17 protein-coding genes are annotated in these 17543 nt (G+C 44.0%); 16 read left to right on the forward strand and 1 reads right to left on the reverse strand.

What is annotated here, in order from left to right:
* Nucleotides 1-8 precede the first annotated feature (8 nt).
* The 5 genes from ylqF to BLT91_RS03265 all read left to right on the forward strand — a co-directional run bounded on the left by ylqF (nt 9) and on the right by BLT91_RS03265 (nt 4202).
* Nucleotides 9-872, forward strand: coding sequence for a ribosome biogenesis GTPase YlqF (ylqF, locus tag BLT91_RS03245; protein ID WP_090816494.1), 864 nt, complete (start codon nt 9-11; stop codon nt 870-872).
* A 177-nt stretch (nt 873-1049) separates the two neighbouring features.
* On the forward strand, nt 1050-1697 hold the full coding sequence (locus tag BLT91_RS03250) for a ribonuclease HII (protein ID WP_090816496.1): 648 nt from the start codon (nt 1050-1052) through the stop codon (nt 1695-1697).
* Nucleotides 1698-1762: 65 nt separating this feature from the next.
* Nucleotides 1763-3517: a hypothetical protein gene (locus BLT91_RS03255; protein WP_090816498.1), complete on the forward strand. Its 1755-nt coding sequence runs from the start codon at nt 1763-1765 to the stop codon at nt 3515-3517.
* Complete coding sequence (locus tag BLT91_RS03260) at nt 3514-3825, forward strand: EscU/YscU/HrcU family type III secretion system export apparatus switch protein (protein ID WP_090816500.1); 312 nt, start codon at nt 3514-3516, stop codon at nt 3823-3825. Before BLT91_RS03255 ends, BLT91_RS03260 begins: the two co-directional genes overlap by 4 nt.
* Entirely contained in the window at nt 3822-4202 is a 381-nt protein-coding gene (locus tag BLT91_RS03265) for a YraN family protein (protein ID WP_368086764.1), read from the forward strand. Before BLT91_RS03260 ends, BLT91_RS03265 begins: the two co-directional genes overlap by 4 nt.
* Before the next feature lie 51 nt (nt 4203-4253).
* Here the strand turns inward: BLT91_RS03265 and BLT91_RS03270 are convergent, their stop codons facing one another.
* Nucleotides 4254-5825 (reverse strand): YifB family Mg chelatase-like AAA ATPase, encoded by a 1572-nt coding sequence (locus tag BLT91_RS03270; protein WP_090816504.1) that lies wholly within the window; start codon nt 5823-5825, stop codon nt 4254-4256.
* Nucleotides 5826-6018: 193 nt separating this feature from the next.
* On the opposite strand from BLT91_RS03270, the gene BLT91_RS03275 reads away from it, so the two are divergent.
* The 11 genes from BLT91_RS03275 to flgC all read left to right on the forward strand — a co-directional run bounded on the left by BLT91_RS03275 (nt 6019) and on the right by flgC (nt 17535).
* On the forward strand, nt 6019-6276 hold the full coding sequence (locus BLT91_RS03275) for a hypothetical protein (protein ID WP_090816505.1): 258 nt from the start codon (nt 6019-6021) through the stop codon (nt 6274-6276).
* A gap of 287 nt (nt 6277-6563) precedes the next feature.
* On the forward strand, nt 6564-7724 hold the full coding sequence (gene sucC, locus BLT91_RS03280; protein WP_029195343.1) for an ADP-forming succinate--CoA ligase subunit beta: 1161 nt from the start codon (nt 6564-6566) through the stop codon (nt 7722-7724).
* A 48-nt stretch (nt 7725-7772) separates the two neighbouring features.
* Entirely contained in the window at nt 7773-8705 is a 933-nt protein-coding gene (gene sucD, locus BLT91_RS03285) for a succinate--CoA ligase subunit alpha (RefSeq protein ID WP_029195344.1), read from the forward strand.
* 115 nt (nt 8706-8820) lie between these two features.
* Nucleotides 8821-9912 carry a DNA-processing protein DprA gene (gene dprA, locus BLT91_RS03290; protein WP_090816507.1) on the forward strand — a complete coding sequence of 364 codons (1092 nt, stop codon included), beginning with the start codon at nt 8821-8823 and terminating at the stop codon, nt 9910-9912.
* 70 nt (nt 9913-9982) lie between these two features.
* A complete protein-coding gene (topA, locus tag BLT91_RS03295) occupies nt 9983-12085 on the forward strand; it encodes a type I DNA topoisomerase (protein WP_090816509.1) in 2103 nt (700 codons plus the stop codon).
* 12 nt (nt 12086-12097) lie between these two features.
* On the forward strand, nt 12098-13414 hold the full coding sequence (gene trmFO / locus BLT91_RS03300) for an FADH(2)-oxidizing methylenetetrahydrofolate--tRNA-(uracil(54)-C(5))-methyltransferase TrmFO (protein WP_090816511.1): 1317 nt from the start codon (nt 12098-12100) through the stop codon (nt 13412-13414).
* Nucleotides 13415-13609: 195 nt separating this feature from the next.
* A complete protein-coding gene (gene hslV, locus BLT91_RS03305; RefSeq protein WP_090816513.1) occupies nt 13610-14164 on the forward strand; it encodes an ATP-dependent protease subunit HslV in 555 nt (184 codons plus the stop codon).
* A gap of 60 nt (nt 14165-14224) precedes the next feature.
* Nucleotides 14225-15622 (forward strand): ATP-dependent protease ATPase subunit HslU, encoded by a 1398-nt coding sequence (gene hslU / locus BLT91_RS03310; RefSeq protein ID WP_090816515.1) that lies wholly within the window; start codon nt 14225-14227, stop codon nt 15620-15622.
* 38 nt (nt 15623-15660) lie between these two features.
* Nucleotides 15661-16446, forward strand: coding sequence for a GTP-sensing pleiotropic transcriptional regulator CodY (gene codY, locus BLT91_RS03315; protein ID WP_090816517.1), 786 nt, complete (start codon nt 15661-15663; stop codon nt 16444-16446).
* 225 nt (nt 16447-16671) lie between these two features.
* Entirely contained in the window at nt 16672-17079 is a 408-nt protein-coding gene (flgB, locus tag BLT91_RS03320; RefSeq protein ID WP_090816519.1) for a flagellar basal body rod protein FlgB, read from the forward strand.
* Nucleotides 17080-17085: 6 nt separating this feature from the next.
* The gene (gene flgC, locus BLT91_RS03325) at nt 17086-17535 is read left to right on the forward strand and encodes a flagellar basal body rod protein FlgC (protein WP_090816521.1); all 450 of its coding nucleotides are present in this window, start codon (nt 17086-17088) and stop codon (nt 17533-17535) included.
* The last annotated feature ends 8 nt before the right edge of the window (nt 17536-17543 follow it).

A 17543-nucleotide genomic window follows, 5' to 3' on the forward strand; every position in this document is an offset into this window, starting at 1 on the left:
GAAGAAGAATGACCATTCAATGGTTTCCCGGTCACATGACCAAGGCTCGAAGACAGATTGAAGAAAAGCTGAAGCTGATTGATGTCGTTATTGAGCTCTTGGATGCCCGCATACCGCTCTCCAGCCGGAACCCGATGGTTGATGAGATTTTGAAAGATAAACCGCGCTTGGTTCTGTTGAACAAGAACGATTTGGCAGATCCGCAAGTAACGGCGGAATGGGTACGATATTTTGCTGACAAAGGTCTTCCGGCCTTGCCGATAGACGCAGCGAACGGAACTCATGTAAAAGAAATTTTGCCAAGAGTTAAGCAGCTATGGGCACACAAAATTGAAAGCCAGCTTCGCAAAGGGATCAATCCCCGCGCAGTAAGAGCGCTTATTGTGGGTATACCAAACGTTGGGAAATCGACTCTTATTAATCAGTTAGCTGGTAAGAAAATAGCAGCTACCGGAGATAAGCCTGGTGTCACTAAGGGGCAGCAATGGATTAAAGTTGGAACCGAGATGGACTTACTGGACACGCCTGGTATTTTGTGGCCGAAGTTTGAAGACCAACTGGTTGGTATGAGATTGGCAGCAACGGGTGCAATTAAAGAAGAACTGCTGCATTTAGATGAGATTGCACTATTTGTCGTTAAATACATGGTTCAGAATTATGGGGCCGGTATTCAGGAGCGTTTTGCGATTCAAGAGCTTCCTGAAGACTTAGATGACGTAAATGAAATGGTTAAGGTCATGGAGGCTATTGGTCGTAAACGCGGAGCCATTGTGAGTGGTGGTAAAGTGGATTTGGACAAAGCGTCTTTGATTATTATACGTGAGCTTAGGGCAGGTAAGATGGGGCGTATTTCCCTGGAAAAGCCCTTTTGAACTAAAAAGCCTACGGCGTAAAAGTTATCTGAATAAGATGAAGTCACTTTTGGACTCTGCTGTGAAGCAGGTTCGAAGGTGGCTTATTTCTTTTAATAATGAACGTTGAAAAAAATGGGTGTGGCTTGACGAAGCGGCAATCCATTATAATCAAGAGATGGGAAGGGGCGAAAGCCAATGCTAGAGCATGAAAAATTGATATGGGAGCAAGGTTTTACCCTTGTAGCTGGTATTGATGAGGTAGGTAGAGGCTGTTTATTCGGTGATGTAGTCGCAGCTGCCGTTATACTACCGATTGGGTATGTGCTGGATGGGGTGGACGATTCTAAAAAGCTTTCTGAAAAGAAGCGAGATGTTTTCTATGACCAGATTATGAACGAAGCGATAGCTGTTGGAATAGGAATTGTGGATGTAGACATGATTGAAGAGATCAATATTAAACAAGCGGCCAGACTTGCAATGAAGCAGGCAGTAGAGCAGTTGAGTATAGTACCTGATTATCTGCTTGTTGATGCGGAGAACGTTAACGTGGACGTTAAACAAACGTCGTTAATACATGGAGATGCTCTTAGTCAATCTATTGCAGCCGCATCGATTATTGCTAAGGTTACAAGAGATCGTATGTGTGTGGAATGGGATGAGCAATTTCCCGAATATGGACTTGCTATACATAAAGGGTACGCAACGAAACACCATAGAGAGATGCTATTACGTTATGGTCCTACACCGCTTCATCGCAAATTATTTATACGTAAAGTGATGGCGCAATTGGAAGAGAAAGAGACCGAGCGGCAGTCTGAACAGCTGGAACTGGACTTCATCTAACTTATTCTTATAAAGAAAAGGCAATAAGACGCCGATAATATACATAAGCGTTAGGAAGATTTGAGGTGAACGGCATGAATATTAGCGGATTAATTCGTAGTTTGGTCGGGGATTTATCGGCATCTGAAAGTAAGGTGCTTGAATTAAAAGTAGGACAAATTGTTAAAGGTGTCGTTCTTCAATTGCTCAATGATCAAGAAGCTCTGTTGAATATTGGCGGTGTGCAAGTTCGGGCCAAGCTGGAAACTCCTCTCAAACAAGGGGACGTGACGATGCTGCAAGTTCAGCCTGAATCAAGCGGCGGTCAAATCATGTTGAAGCCACTTACTTCTTCGGATACTCAAATTGCGGATGACTCGCTGAGTGAACTGTTCAAAGCTTTTGCAGTGAAAGATACAGCCGGGAATCGTCATATGGTGCAGCAGATGCAGCAAGAAGGCGTTCCGGTATCAAAAGAGAATGTGAAGTTATTCGAGGCTTTGATGCGTAATATGCCTGAGGGTGTGAATAAGGAAGAATGGACACAAGCAGCTATACTTGCTTATAAGAAAGGACTGCCGCTCACACAGGAGATTGTGGGGGCTTTGAGGCAGGTCACTTCGGGACCTTCAGTTGGGCGGGTGCTGGAGCAGCTGGAGCAGCAAGCTACTGCTTATCTTGAGCAAGAGCCAGCACACCCGGCCGCGGATACCGCTAAGCAGGTGGTATCGCTGCTTAAGGAGCTGCGGGCTTCCGCCGCAGCTGCGTGGCCCGCGCGGCCGCCGGAGGCGACGGCCGCGGATGTTGTTGTTACGCCAGCTGCTCCGCAGGCTGGCGGTGGTGCTGGTAAGGCGGCTCCCGCAGGGCCGCCGTCTTCGATTAATAGCAGCGTGCCTGCGCCAGCTGCCGATGTGGCTCCGCCTGCTACAGCTGCTGTGGGCACGGGGCTTTCCGCGGCTGCGCCTTCTAGTGAAGGCGAACCGCCCGTGGCGGGTTCGCCCGCACCTGCACAGCCGCCTGCGAAGCAGAAGGCGGCTGGTGCAGCGGATGCGCAGGCGCAAAGCGCTGCGCTCAGTGAGCCCGAGGCTGATCCAGAGCCAAACTGGATCAGCCGGATGCTCAAAGCCGTTGGCGTGGAGCATGAAGCTCATCTAGCTGGAAAGCTAGATGAGCGCATGGATCCGCTATTACGCCAACGTACCAAAACCGACGATCAGATGCCGAATCTGATCGTTTCAACCGCCCAGCAAGACGACTCCGTCAAGCCTGCTGCTGATACACTGAAGAGTCTGCTGCTTCAGCTGACAGCCTCGGATGACACTCCAGCGCCGCTCAAAGAGGCGGCGCAGCAAGCGATTGCGCAAATTACGGGGCAACAGCTCATGTTGACTGGCGACAAGAATTCCATGTTTGCACACATGACATTGTTTGTCCCCTTCATGGATGGTACAGGACAGCAATCTGCCGCTATACATATTCAATCCCGCAAAGGTAAGCGCGGGGAGGTGGATGCGAGCAATTGTCGTTTACTGTTCGACCTGCAAATGAAAGTGATGGGCAATACCTTGCTCGACGTGCATGTCGTCAATAAAATTGTTTCTTTAAATATCCACAATGATCATCCAGCCTTAGCTCCGTTAATGGAGGAGTCCAAAGAAGAGATAACGGCAGCTATGCATAAAGCTGGGTATCAATTTATTTCTTTGAAATGCTCACCTTATCCAGAGCCACCTGTGATGAAGGAGAATGAGACATTCAAGCAAGGGGCTTCTGACGGAAGAGTAGATCTTAGAGTACTTTATCAGCCGAAAGCCTACAAGGGGGTGGATTTCCGCGCATGACCAAGCAAAATTCATCCAAGGAGTCAAAACCGACGCCAATCAAGAAGGCGGTGGCGCTTCGTTACTCACCTGAAGTGCAGAAAGCTCCAACCTTAATTGCCAAAGGCAAAGGGCACATGGCAGAAGCCATTTTGCAAAAAGCTAAGGATAACGGAATCCCCATTCAAGAGGATTCTTCCTTGGTCGAGGTATTGTCTAAGCTGGATTTAGATCAAGAAATTCCTCCGGAATTATATCAATTGGTAGCTGAGGTGCTTAGTTTTATCTACCGTTCAGATAACCGAATGAGATTGTCGAGGAATGGATGATGACTGGATTTCGCAAAGATGATCGGAAGCAGTTGGGGAAACTAGGCGAGGATTTGGCTGAGACTTTTCTTAGCGAGAATGAGCACCGAATTGTGGCAAGGAATTGGCGCTGCCGAACGGGAGAACTTGATATCATTGCAGAGCAAGCAAATACGTTAATTTTTGTTGAGGTCAGAACAAGACGACCTTCTGGTCGTTTTGGTACAGCCAAAGAATCCGTCGACATTCGTAAACAGGTGAAAGTCAGAGAAACGGCACAATTTTATTTACATCGGTATCAAAAATATGAGCAATCCATTCGCTTCGATGTGATTACGGTAGAAGTATCAATGGATGGAGCAGTACCACACATTGAACACATAAAAGGAGCCTTTTGAGCGCGAGAGTCGATCAGACTACGGATCAAAAGGCTCTTTTTATTTACAGCTTCAGCATTCAATCTCTTCAATCCTCTGCTTTTTATCCAAATTACGGTATTGGATTGCCTCTGCCAAATGCTGAGGCAAGATGCTGTCACAATCCTCCAGATCAGCAATCGTTAGAGCTAACCGCAGGATGCGGTCGTGAGCCCTTGCGCTGAGTCCCAAAGCTTCAAAAGAAGCACTAAGCAGCTGATCACCTTCTGCTGTTAAACGGCAAATTTGTCGCATGCGTGTTCCGCTCAATTCATTATTATGCTGGATGCCGGTCCCTGCATAACGCTGTTGCTGCCTATGATGTGCGCGCATAACATGCTCTAACATTTCTTTGGATGATAAGTGATTGGCTCGCTCTTTTAATTGTGAATAGCTTGGTTTAGGTACTTCGACATGAAGATCGATGCGATCGAGCAAGGGGCCTGATATTTTAGAACGGTATTGAACGATTTTGGCGGGACTGCAGATGCAAGCATTTGCTTCTGTTTCAGCTCCATAAAAACCACAGGGACAAGGATTCATCGCGGCAGCCAATATAAATTGAGATGGGAATGTGTAAACGGCTCTTGCTCTTGCAATCGTAACATAGCGATCCTCAAGCGGTTGTCTAAGAACTTCGAGGGCGTTTCTTGTAAATTCTGGTAACTCATCCAGAAAAAGAATGCCTCTATGAGATAAACTAACCTCACCTGGCTTTGGAATTGTACCGCCTCCGACAAGTCCTGCAGGGGAAATCGTATGATGCGGAGCTCTAAATGATCGTGTACGCATAAGGGATGAGCGATCAATAAGCTTGCCTGAGGCGCTGTAAATCTTTGTGACTTCCAAAGCTTCTTTGTCCGACATAGGAGGTAGAATCGAGGGCATGCGCTTTACAAGCATTGTTTTCCCAGTTCCCGGGGGACCAATCAAGATAATATTATGCATCCCGGCCGCAGCAATCATCATGGCACGCTTCACTTGATGTTGTCCATTGACATCGGAATAATCATCGACAAAGCTGCGTTCTTTCTTGGAAATTGTCGAAAGTTTGCTACCTTTATTATTAATCTCATTAAATATAAATTCGTGATAAGATTGCTTATTCCAGCGTTTAAAATCAGAGAGATTTGTTATCGCACATACCTCAATGCCTTCAATCAGTGCAGCTTCAGCGGCATTCGTGAGAGGCAAGCATACACGCTTTACTCCTATTTTTTTGGCAGCATGTGCCATGGAAAGGACGCCAGGTATGGGTCGAAGAGAACCATCCAAAGCTAATTCGCCCAGAAACAAGGTGTGCTGAAAGCTGTCCATCAGCACTTGTCCAGTTGTAATGAGAATTCCGATAGCAATGGCTAAATCGAAAGAAGAACCTTCTTTGCGCAAATCTGCAGGTGCGAGATTAACGGTTATTCGGTCCATTGGGAATGTAAATCCACAATTTTTGATCGAGGAACGCACTCTTTCGACAGATTCCCGAACAGCAGAGTCGGGGAGCCCGACCAAATTAATTTGAGGTAAACCACTAGCAATATCGACTTCTACTTCGATTGTTTGTCCTTCTATACCCTGCAAGCATGCGCTCAATACTTTGCCATACATGCAAAAACACCTTCCTCTCCATGTTTACGCAGCTGTCTCAAACTGTCGTAATTTAGGATAAAAGGTGCTTCCTTATTGATCCGCTTATTTTCCCTTATTGTATCAGAAAATGGTAAAATTACGCAATCCATAAATAATCCAAGAACGTTTTAAATATAGCCAACATGCACATACTGGAACTAGAGGTGATGATATGCAGGAGAAACCGTATTTTTGTCCCAATTGTCGATCTAATCGTATTAAATTCAGTGTGATCACAAGTTATGCACAGTCGTTTCTGAAGGATGCTCTTTCCGGAAGTATAACTGAATTCAAGGATCCTAACGCGATACCAGAACCAGAGCCAACCATTCAATGTCTTGTGTGTAACTTCACGGGTAATGAGCTGCGATTCATTAAACAAGCGGAGCGTGAACCGCGAATGAATACACCGACAACGCCACTTTACTAACATACTTGAAGCAAGACGTATTTTTCCGTTCTTGGAAAATACGTCTTTTTTTATTATATAAAAGGTGATAGCTAAATTTTTTCAGTGTGAAAGGAAAATTTGAATGAATTAATGAAAAAAATAAGGAAAATGTCGAAAATTAGTGATACAATGGTTAGGGCTTGTGAAGAAGTGTGATACTAATTCCGGCAGAAAGATTTATTTCGTGCACAACGCAAATAGGAAATTACACTTTTCCCCTGTATAGCACGCATAGAAAGTCCACACTGATAGGAGGATTTTAGGAAATGAATATCCATGAGTACCAAGGCAAAGAAGTCCTGAGACAGTACGGAGTCAACGTTCCTAACGGGAAAGTTGCTTTTACCGTTGATGAAGCTGTTGAAGCAGCGAAAGAACTCGGAACGTCCGTCGTCGTTGTAAAGGCGCAAATTCATGCCGGAGGTCGCGGTAAAGCTGGCGGCGTTAAGGTAGCCAAAAGCCTTGATGAAGTTCGTACATATGCTAGCGAAATTCTTGGTAAAGTTCTTGTCACTCACCAAACGGGTCCAGAAGGTAAAGAAGTTAAACGCCTTTTGATCGAAGAAGGTTGTGACATTAAAAAAGAATATTATGTTGGTGTTGTTGTTGACCGTGCTACAGGTAGCGTCGTTTTGATGGCATCTGAAGAAGGCGGTACGGAGATTGAAGAGGTTGCTGAGCATTCTCCAGAGAAAATTTTCAAGGAAGTTGTGGATCCTGCGATCGGTCTTCAAGCTTTCCAAGCACGTAGACTTGCTTACTCCATCAACATTCCTAACGAGCTCGTTAACAAAGCAGTTAAATTCATGCTTGCTCTTTATAAAGCATTCGTAGAGAAAGACGCATCCATTGCAGAAATCAACCCACTGGTTGTTACTGGCTCTGGCGACGTTATGGCTCTTGATGCAAAATTGAACTTTGATTCTAACGCGCTTTTCCGTCACAAAGACATTGTTGAGCTTCGTGACCTTGAAGAGGAAGATGCAAAAGAAATTCAAGCTTCTAAGTTTGACCTGAGCTACATTGCTCTTGATGGTAACATCGGCTGTATGGTTAACGGCGCAGGACTTGCGATGGCCACTATGGACATTATCAAGCACTACGGCGGAGACCCGGCTAACTTCCTAGACGTAGGGGGCGGTGCTACAAAAGAGAAAGTTACCGAAGCTTTCAAAATCATCTTGTCAGATGAGCAAGTTAAAGGGATCTTCGTTAACATTTTCGGCGGCATCATGCGTTGTGATGTTATTGCTGATGGTGTTGTAGCAGCGGCTAGAGAGCTTGGACTTTCCCGTCCGCTAGTTGTTCGTCTTGAAGGAACAAACGTGGAACTTGGTAAAAAGATTCTAAACGAATCCGGCTTGAACATTGTTGCTGCTGATTCCATGGCAGATGGCGCACAAAAAATCGTTGCATTAGTGAAATAATTAAACCCGAGCGGTTTTAAATAATATAGGGGATGTGAACAAAAGATCATGAGTATTTTGGTCAATAAACATACAAAAGTCATTACTCAAGGGATTACCGGCGCTACGGGTTTGTTTCATACCAAAGGCGGTCTGGAATACGGCACACAAATGGTTGGTGGCGTAACCCCAGGTAAAGGCGGAACAAAAGTAGATATCACACTGGAAAACGGTGAACTTGTTCAGCTTCCTGTTTTTAACACAGTTATCGAAGCTAAGAATGCAACTGGTGCTACGGCATCCGTTATCTATGTTCCACCTGCTTTCGCAGCAGAGTCGATCATTGAAGCTATTGAAGCTGAACTTGATCTGGTTATCTGTATTACTGAAGGCATTCCTGTTCTTGACATGGTTAACGTGAAACGTTACCTGGAAGGCAAAAAAACTGTTCTTATCGGACCTAACTGTCCGGGCGTTATCACACCAGGCGAGTGCAAAATCGGTATTATGCCGGGTTATATTCATACGCCAGGTCACGTAGGTGTTGTATCCCGTTCCGGGACATTAACTTACGAAGCGGTTCACCAATTGACAACTCGCGGTATTGGACAATCCTCCGCAGTTGGTATCGGTGGAGACCCTGTTAAAGGCTCCGAGTTCATCGATATCCTCAAACGCTTTAATGATGATCCGGATACTTATGCTGTTATCATGATCGGTGAGATTGGCGGTACAGCAGAAGAAGAAGCGGCAGAATGGGTTGCTGCTAATATGACGAAGCCGGTTGTAGGCTTTATCGGTGGTAAAACAGCGCCTCCAGGAAAACGTATGGGCCATGCTGGCGCAATTATTTCTGGTGGTAAAGGAACAGCTGCTGAGAAAGTTGCAACGATGGAAAGATGCGGAATCCGAGTGGCAGCTACGCCATCAGAGATGGGTTCTACACTTGTAAGCGTGCTTGAAGAAAAAGGTATGCTGGATAAAGTTATCACAAAAAAATAGTTCTCTTCTAACGAAGGTAAGCAACCTTCCATATCCCTGAATCAGGGATTTGGGAGGTTTTTTGTTTTTCTAGTTGTGCATACATTTGTCAATCGAGTAGGGAGTGTATATACTTATGGATAATCGCTTGATTTTATTTGGTCTCCACGAGCTCGAAGGTGTTGGTTGGAAAACGATTCTTCAGCTACTAGGACGCTTCCCTGAGCCTGACGTGCTATTTGAGCTGTCTGCAGCAGAAATTGCCTCTAAAGGTATCCGAACTTCCATAGCTGAACAAATTGCCATGCGGTTTACTCCGGCTTTCATCGAGCAAAAGCTTCAAGTATATATGAAGCAATCCATTCAAATTCTTACGCTTTTGGACGCTGAATACCCTCCGATACTTAAAGAAATCGCGCAGCCTCCTTGGGTGTTGTATGTGAAAGGAAACATGTCTTTTCTGAATCAGCGACTCCTTGGCATGGTAGGCACACGAACTCCGACGCTTTATGGAAAGAAGATTGCAGAGGAATGGGCGGCTGCTCTTTCAAGAGCAGGATTCGGTATTGTGAGTGGACTGGCCAGAGGGATTGACAACAAGGCCCATATTGGTGCATTGCAGGGTAAATCTAAGACAGTTGCTGTTCTTGGATGTGCGATTAATCAGATATATCCGCGTGAAAATGCTTTATTATACCGTAACATTGAGCAAGAGGGTGTCATAATTTCTGAATATCCCATTGGCACAGGAATGAGGCCTGGTATGTTTCCGCAGCGGAATCGAATCATAGCTGGATTGTCGTTGGGAGTTACGGTTGTTGAAGCAGCTGAGGATAGTGGTTCGCTAATTACAGTTGAATTTGCTCTTGATGAATCTCGAGATGTCTTCGCCGTTCCCGGTCCTATTGATTCTCGTCAAAGTAGTGGTGTTCACAAGCTTCTTAAGGATGGCGCTAAATTAGTTACCCGTGTTGAGGAGATCTTAGACGACTATAACCATATGATAAGTTCAGAAGATCAGAGTGCAATAAAGAAGCCTTTACCGACATTTTTGTTTACAGATGAAGAAGGCGAAATCGTTCGGAAGTTGTCGAATGATCCAGTCTCGATTGATACCTTGTTAGAGGACGGTCAATTTACGTTTGGACATTTGCATGCAGTTCTGTTATCTTTACTATTGAAAAAGGCGATTAAACAGCTTCCAGGTTCTACTTACATCCTAGCTTAGGCTATACACGAAGTTTTTCTTCTCGCCAATAGACTTTACCTTGAAACCAAGAGGGGAGGAAGGACGATCCATGGCGGATTCTTTAGTCATTGTTGAGTCACCAGCAAAAGCCAAAACCATCGGCAAATATTTGGGCAGTAAATTTATCGTAAAAGCCTCAATGGGTCATATTCGCGACCTTCCGAAAAGCCAAATTGGCGTAGAAGTGGATCGTAACTTTGAGCCTAAATACATAACAATCCGTGGTAAAGGTTCTATTCTTAAAGAGTTAAAAGATGCGAGTAAAAAAGTTAAAAAAATATATCTGGCAGCGGATCCGGATCGTGAAGGTGAAGCGATTGCCTGGCATTTAGCACATTATTTGGACGTTGGTTCTGAGGAACTTTGCCGTGTAGTATTTAACGAAATTACGAAAGAAGCGGTTAAGGATGCATTCAAAACTCCTCGTCGCATTAATCAAGATCTCGTAAACGCACAGCAAGCTAGGCGGATATTGGACCGACTTGTTGGTTATAAAATCAGTCCTTTACTTTGGAAAAAAGTAAAAAAAGGGTTATCTGCAGGTCGCGTACAATCGGTTGCTGTTAGGCTGATACAAGATCGTGAAAATGAGATAAAAGCATTCGAGCCCGAAGAATATTGGTCCATTACGGTTGTTTTGGATGCCGGAAAGACGGTGTTCGAAGCGAAATATCACAGCATTAACGGCGAGAAAAAGGAACTGCATTCGCAGGAGGATGTTGATCAAATTTTGACCGCAATGGGCAGTGGAGCGTTTACAGTGAAAGAAGTGAAAGAGAAAGAGCGTGGGCGTAATCCTTCTCCTCCTTTCATAACAAGCTCCATGCAGCAGGAAGCTGCGAGAAAGCTTAATTTTCGTGCGTCAAAGACTATGTCAGTGGCACAGCAATTATATGAAGGAATAGACTTAGGAAAAGAAGGTACAGTTGGTTTAATTACCTATATGCGTACCGATTCAACCCGTATTTCACCTGTTGCCCAAGAAGAAGCCAAAGATTTTATCGTAAGTAAATACGGACCTGCCTTCTATCCGGAGACGCCACGCGTGTATACGAAGAAAAATGTTAACGCACAGGACGCGCATGAAGGTATTCGACCTACCTCTGTACTTCGAGAGCCTGATCAGATGAAGGAGTTTCTTAGTAAAGATCAATATCGACTGTACAAGCTGGTTTGGGATCGTTTCGTTGCTAGTCAGATGTCTTCAGCCATATTGGATACGATGACCATTGATTTGACGGCTGGGGATACGGTATTTAGAGCGAATGGCTCCAAGATGAAGTTTGCCGGATTTATGAAAGTATATGTCGAAAGTAATGATGATGGAACGACAGAAGAGGACAAATTGCTTCCTCCTCTGACCAAGGGTGATGCTTTACAGAAGCAAAGTGTCGATCCAAAGCAACACTTTACTCAACCTCCTCCAAGGTACACAGAAGCGCGTTTGGTGCGAGCGCTAGAGGAAATGGGCATTGGTCGTCCAAGTACGTATGCACCGACACTGGAGACGATTCAGAAACGTGGCTACGTTGCGATTGAAGAGAAGAAGTTCGTGCCGACTGAGCTCGGGGAGCTTGTAATTCAATTGATGCATGAGTTTTTTCCTGAAATTCTCGATATCGAGTTCACTGCCCATATGGAAGAAGAGCTGGATTTCGTTGAAGAGGGGAAAGAGGATTGGGTCAGAGTTCTGGATACGTTTTACACTTCTTTTGAAAAGCGGCTGGAATTCGCTGAAGAGGAAATGAAGGAAATTGAAATCCAGGATGAAGTGTCCGATGAGATTTGTGAGAAGTGCGGTAAACATCTTGTGTATAAAATGGGGCGTTTTGGTAAGTTTCTGGCGTGTTCTGGATTCCCGGATTGCCGCAATACCAAACCGATCATCAAAGATATTGGTGTGACATGCCCGACGTGTCATACGGGAAAAATTGTAGAGCGCAGAAGCAAGAAGGGGCGAGTATTCTTCGGTTGTGATCAATATCCAACCTGTGACTTTGTCTCCTGGGATAAACCAGTCAACAAGCCGTGTCCGGTATGTGGTTCTATGATGATCGAGAAGAGAAGTAAGAGCGGCGTGAAAATTCAATGTACACAATGTGATCATAAAGAAGAAGTTAGTGACGATAATCCAGATGAGATGAAAGATTAGAGGTGTCCGATTTTGCCAGAATATCCAAGGGTAACAGTCATCGGTGCAGGATTGGCTGGAAGTGAAGCAGCCTGGCAGATTGCTCGTCAAGGCGTGCCTGTTACTTTATATGAGATGCGTAATGTCCGTAAAACCCCTGCACATATTACAGATCAATTCGCTGAGCTTGTCTGTAGTAATTCACTTCGTTCGAATGGCCTTACTAACGCGGTAGGTGTATTGAAGGAAGAGATGAGACGAATGGATTCTCTGATTATCTCTTGTGCCGACCAGCATGCTGTTCCGGCTGGGGGGGCTCTAGCTGTTGATCGTGATGGTTTCTCTCAAGCCGTTACATCGAAACTTCGTAACCATCCGTTAATAGAAGTTCGCAATGAGGAAGTACAAACCTTGCCTGAAGGTATAACAGTTGTATCTTCAGGTCCTTTGACTTCACCAGCCCTTTCTGCAGATCTCAAAGAGCTAATGGGTGAAGAATACTTGTACTTCTATGATGCTGCAGCACCAATTGTGGAAAAAGATTCCATTGATATGAATAAGGTTTATTTGGCTTCCCGTTACGATAAAGGAGAAGCGGCCTACCTTAACTGTCCCATGACGGAAGAGGAGTTTAATGTTTTCTATGAAGCCTTGATCACTGCTGAGGTTGCTGAACTAAAGGAATTCGAAAAAGAAATTTATTTCGAAGGTTGTATGCCTTTAGAAGTCATGGCAAAGCGCGGTAAGCAAACTGTACTGTTCGGACCTATGAAACCAGTTGGTTTAATCAATCCGCATACAGGCAAGATGCCGCATGCCGTTGTTCAGCTTCGACAAGATAATGCAGCGGGAACATTATATAACTTGGTTGGTTTCCAAACCCATTTGAAATGGGGCGAACAGAAAAGGGTATTGTCACTGATCCCAGGATTAGAGCAAGCGGAATTCGTGCGCTATGGTGTTATGCATCGTAACACATTTATTAATTCTCCTAAGCTGCTCGAACCAACTTATCAATATAAACGTCGTGAGAACTTGTTTTTTGCAGGTCAAATGACGGGCGTTGAAGGATATGTGGAATCTGCTGCTTCCGGTTTGATAGCTGGTATTAATGCAGGGCGTTTAGCTAAAGGACAGTCTTGTCTGGTTCTACCGGAGGAAACAACATTAGGCAGCATGGCGCATTACATCACGACAGCTGACTTCAAACATTTTCAGCCGATGAATGCTAATTTTGGATTGCTCCCACAGCTGCCTGAACGAATTCGTAATAAAAAAGAAAAATATGAGCAGCTGGCAAATCGGGCTTTGGAAAGTATTCAGAATTTTTCGAAAACATATGCTGAATAGGTTGTAATTAGACTATTCACTGTGTTACTATAATTATGTTTTGAAGCATTTTTCATTCGTTTTCTCATACATGTACCTCTAGATGCGGTCTTTTCTCGATTTGACCTCGCTAGGGGTTTATCTCTTTTATGAGACTGAAACCAACGAGAAGACTTATTTTCATGGTGTATGATTCCATTTGAGAGGTGAAAAGAGATGGATCCCAATCAAGCTACGTTTCATGCCACAACCATTTTTGCCATTCGTCATCAAGGTAAAGGAGCTATTGCCGGAGATGGGCAAGTGACATTTGGCAACAGCATGATTATGAAAAGCAGTGCCAAAAAAGTACGGCGCTTACATAGAGGGAAAGTCATCGCTGGATTTGCCGGTTCTGTTGCCGATGCGATTACACTGTTTGAGAAATTCGAAGGCAAGCTGGAGGAGCATCACGGTAACTTGCAACGTGCTGCGGTAGAGCTAACCAAGGATTGGCGTCAAGATCGAGTTCTGCGGCGGCTAGAGGCCATGATGATTGTTATGGATACTACCGGTTTATTGCTGCTTTCAGGTAATGGTGAAGTGATTGAGCCTGATGATGGCATTTTGGCTATAGGATCTGGCGGCAGCTTTGCATTAGCTGCAGGAAGAGCATTGCATCGTCATGCTTCATCACTTAGCGCTAAGGAAATCGCCCATGCGGCCCTAACAACTGCAGCCGAAATATGTGTGTTCACGAATCATAACATTATCGTCGAAGAGATTGAATAGTTGCATCTTACACTTACGATGCAAGTTTTCCTTCGGAAAACTTTTAGGAGGGTTCCATAAATGGCAAACAGCTCCCTTACACCTAAACAAATTGTCCAGGAATTGGATAGATACATAGTAGGTCAGAAGAAAGCGAAGAAATCAGTTGCTATTGCTTTGCGCAATCGTTATCGGAGAAATCTCGTGGATGAAGCAATGCGGGATGAAATTGTTCCGAAAAACATTCTCATGATCGGGCCTACCGGTGTTGGTAAAACGGAAATTGCACGCAGACTAGCTAAGTTGGTTGGTGCACCATTTATTAAGGTTGAGGCAACCAAATTCACTGAAGTTGGTTACGTCGGTCGCGACGTAGAGTCGATGGTACGAGATTTGATTGAAACTTCCGTACGCATGGTTAAGGCCGAGCGAATGGAGAAGGTAAAGGACCGTGCTGAGAAGTTGGCGAATGAGCGCCTAGTCACATTGCTTGCACCGAGTCCGATACGTTCCAAAACGCAGCGTAATCCTCTTGAAATGCTTTTTGGGGGTCAAAGCCAATCGGAACAAGAGGAGAGTCCTCCAGACCCAACTCTTTCGGCTAAAAGGGCTCAAATCGCTGAACAATTGACTAGTGGTAAATTAGAGAACGAGGTTGTGGAAATTGAGGTTGAAGATTCTTCACCTTCCATGATGGATATGCTGGCGGGTCAAGGCAATGAACAAGCAGGCATGAACATGCAAGAAATGTTCGGCAATCTTTTACCGAAAAAAATGAAGAAACGTAAATTGCCTGTTAAGGAAGCTAGGAAAGTACTGGCTCAGGAGGAAGCGCAAAGATTGATTGATATGGATGAAGTCATTCAGGAATCCATTAATCGCGCTGAACAATCAGGGATTATTTTTATTGATGAAATCGATAAAATTGCGAGTAACAGCCGCGGCGGAAGTGGTCCAGATATCTCTCGAGAAGGCGTTCAACGCGACATACTACCGATTGTTGAGGGTTCAACGATCGTAACGAAGTATGGATCTGTGAAGACTGACTATGTTTTGTTTATCGGTGCAGGAGCTTTCCACATCGCTAAGCCTTCTGATTTAATACCAGAGCTTCAAGGACGCTTTCCGATACGTGTTGAGCTCAGTGATTTAACTTTAGAAGACTTTGTTTCAATATTGAAAGAACCCAAAAATGCATTAACGAAGCAATATACAGCTTTGTTGCAAACGGAAGGTATAACGGTTGAGTTTGCGGACGAAGCTATTCATGAAATTGCGCGAATCGCGGTTGAAGTGAATCAGAATACGGAGAATATCGGAGCTCGACGTTTACATACAATTTTAGAAAAATTGCTGGAGGATTTATCCTTCGAAGCACCTGAAATTACATTAGAGTCAATTGTTATTAATCCGGAATATGTTCGCGAGAAGCTTAGTGATATTGTGCAAAATCGAGATTTAAGTCAATATATCTTATAATGAACGATGGCATGGTAACGTAAGTAGGAGGAAGTTATATGAGTTTACTAAACAAAACAAGAAGGCTGAATCGATTGCTGCAAAAAGAAGCAGGCAATGCGGTTAGCTTCATGGATATGGCTGAAGTGCTGCGGGATATTGTTATTGCCAATATCTACGTTGTAAGCCGCAAAGGCAAAATCCTAGGCTATGCCACAACGAATGATCCAATCTCACCTGAAATGAATCAGGCGATTTTACTTGAACGCAGATTTCCGATTGAATCCAATAACCTACTATTGAAAATCGAGGAAACTTCGTCGACGGCAGAACCGGACAGTCCTTATTTCTATTACACGGAGCAAATGAAAGATATGTTCCCATATACACATACGACTTTAGTCCCAATTATTGGAGGGGGAGATCGTCTTGGGACCTTAATATTAAGTCGCAATGAAGGTATATTTATTGATGATGACTTGATTCTGGCGGAGTACGGGTCAACGGTTATCGCGATGGAGATATTAAGAGAACGTGCGGAAGAAATCGAAGAAGAAGCAAGAAGTAAAGCAGTCGTTCAAGTTGCAATTGGTTCCTTATCTTTCAGTGAAATGGAAGCTGTGGAACACATTTTTGAGGAATTAGATGGGAAAGAAGGGCTTTTAGTAGCGAGCAAAATTGCTGATCGAGTTGGAATTACTCGATCTGTAATCGTTAACGCACTTCGCAAACTGGAAAGTGCCGGAGTTATTGAGACGCGTTCGCTTGGTATGAAAGGCACTTATATCCGTATTCTAAATGAGCAATTAATGCAAAGCATCGAGCAATTAAAAACGAAGTTGTAGAAATATATAGAAAAGCCCTATCTTGTAAAAAGATAGGGCTTTTTTCTTATTGTAAGTTAAGGTAATTTCTTAGATGATAAGAATTGTGAAAAAAGGTTTTTTTACATATTTCTACAATAAGGACTATTTTAAATTATTTTCTGAAAATAATGTCGAAATAAGAAGGAATCATTCATTACTTTGTTGAAGTACTGTCGAATACTCTATAGAAAGGGGGTACCGTGTATGTCTTTGTTGGACAAACCAAGTTGGAACTTAATGGAGCGTTCGCTCGACGCAACGACTCTTAGACAAAAGGTAGTAGCGAACAATGTCGCCAATATAGATACACCCTTCTTTAAACGTTCAGATGTACTGTTTGAAGAACTTTTGCAAGGTCAGATGAATCCATCAACGCCCTCTATAGAAGGTTATCGGACAGACCCTAGGCATTTCTTAATAGGGAAATCTACAAATCTACCAAATACGGAAATAAAAACCGACGAATCGACAGCGATTAACACGAACATGAACAACGTCGATATGGACTATGAAATGTCTTTAATGGCCAAAAACCAACTTAAATACAATGCAATGATTCAGCAAATGAACAGTGAGTTCAAAAAAATGCGCACAGTAATAGGAGGGAAATAATAACCAATGAGACTTACAAATGGATTTGACATCAGTTCATCAGCATTGACTGCTCAGCGATTAAGAATGGATGTCGTCTCTTCTAACATAGCGAATGCGGATACAACACGGGCTAAGTTTGTGGACGGGAAATGGGTTCCCTATACAAGAAAGCTAGTTGCTTTCGAAACAAAATCTCAACCAAACTTCGCACAGTCGCTTAAATCGGCAATGGCTGATGGTACTGGTGAGGGTGTGAGGGTGAATAAAATTTTTGAGGACACATCCCCACTGAAGCAAGTATATAACCCGACGCATCCCGATGCGGATGTAAACGGATTTGTTTCTATGCCGAATGTCGATGTGCTCAAAGAAATGGTCGATATGATCTCAGCCACAAGATCTTATGAAGCTAATGTTACCGCTCTTAATGCTAGTAAATCTATGATAACAAAGGCTTTAGAGATCGGTAGATAACCACTACA

Origin of the sequence: Paenibacillus sp. yr247 (assembly GCF_900103825.1) — a bacterium.
Lineage (GTDB): Bacteria > Bacillota > Bacilli > Paenibacillales > NBRC-103111 > Paenibacillus_E.

What these genes read in the sequence shown, in the direction of transcription:
- flgB (WP_090816519.1), top strand. Translation starts at nt 16,672, where the DNA reads ATGTCTTTGTTGGACAAACCAAGTTGGAACTTAATGGAGCGTTCGCTC.
- BLT91_RS03275 (WP_090816505.1), top strand. Translation starts at nt 6,019, where the DNA reads ATGCAGGAGAAACCGTATTTTTGTCCCAATTGTCGATCTAATCGTATT.
- dprA (WP_090816507.1), top strand. Translation starts at nt 8,821, where the DNA reads ATGGATAATCGCTTGATTTTATTTGGTCTCCACGAGCTCGAAGGTGTT.
- BLT91_RS03265 (WP_368086764.1), top strand. Translation starts at nt 3,822, where the DNA reads ATGATGACTGGATTTCGCAAAGATGATCGGAAGCAGTTGGGGAAACTA.
- sucD (WP_029195344.1), top strand. Translation starts at nt 7,773, where the DNA reads ATGAGTATTTTGGTCAATAAACATACAAAAGTCATTACTCAAGGGATT.
- hslU (WP_090816515.1), top strand. Translation starts at nt 14,225, where the DNA reads ATGGCAAACAGCTCCCTTACACCTAAACAAATTGTCCAGGAATTGGAT.
- ylqF (WP_090816494.1), top strand. Translation starts at nt 9, where the DNA reads ATGACCATTCAATGGTTTCCCGGTCACATGACCAAGGCTCGAAGACAG.
- sucC (WP_029195343.1), top strand. Translation starts at nt 6,564, where the DNA reads ATGAATATCCATGAGTACCAAGGCAAAGAAGTCCTGAGACAGTACGGA.
- BLT91_RS03260 (WP_090816500.1), top strand. Translation starts at nt 3,514, where the DNA reads ATGACCAAGCAAAATTCATCCAAGGAGTCAAAACCGACGCCAATCAAG.
- BLT91_RS03250 (WP_090816496.1), top strand. Translation starts at nt 1,050, where the DNA reads ATGCTAGAGCATGAAAAATTGATATGGGAGCAAGGTTTTACCCTTGTA.
- hslV (WP_090816513.1), top strand. Translation starts at nt 13,610, where the DNA reads ATGGATCCCAATCAAGCTACGTTTCATGCCACAACCATTTTTGCCATT.
- topA (WP_090816509.1), top strand. Translation starts at nt 9,983, where the DNA reads ATGGCGGATTCTTTAGTCATTGTTGAGTCACCAGCAAAAGCCAAAACC.
- flgC (WP_090816521.1), top strand. Translation starts at nt 17,086, where the DNA reads ATGAGACTTACAAATGGATTTGACATCAGTTCATCAGCATTGACTGCT.
- BLT91_RS03270 (WP_090816504.1), bottom strand. Translation starts at nt 5,825, where the DNA reads ATGTATGGCAAAGTATTGAGCGCATGCTTGCAGGGTATAGAAGGACAA.
- codY (WP_090816517.1), top strand. Translation starts at nt 15,661, where the DNA reads ATGAGTTTACTAAACAAAACAAGAAGGCTGAATCGATTGCTGCAAAAA.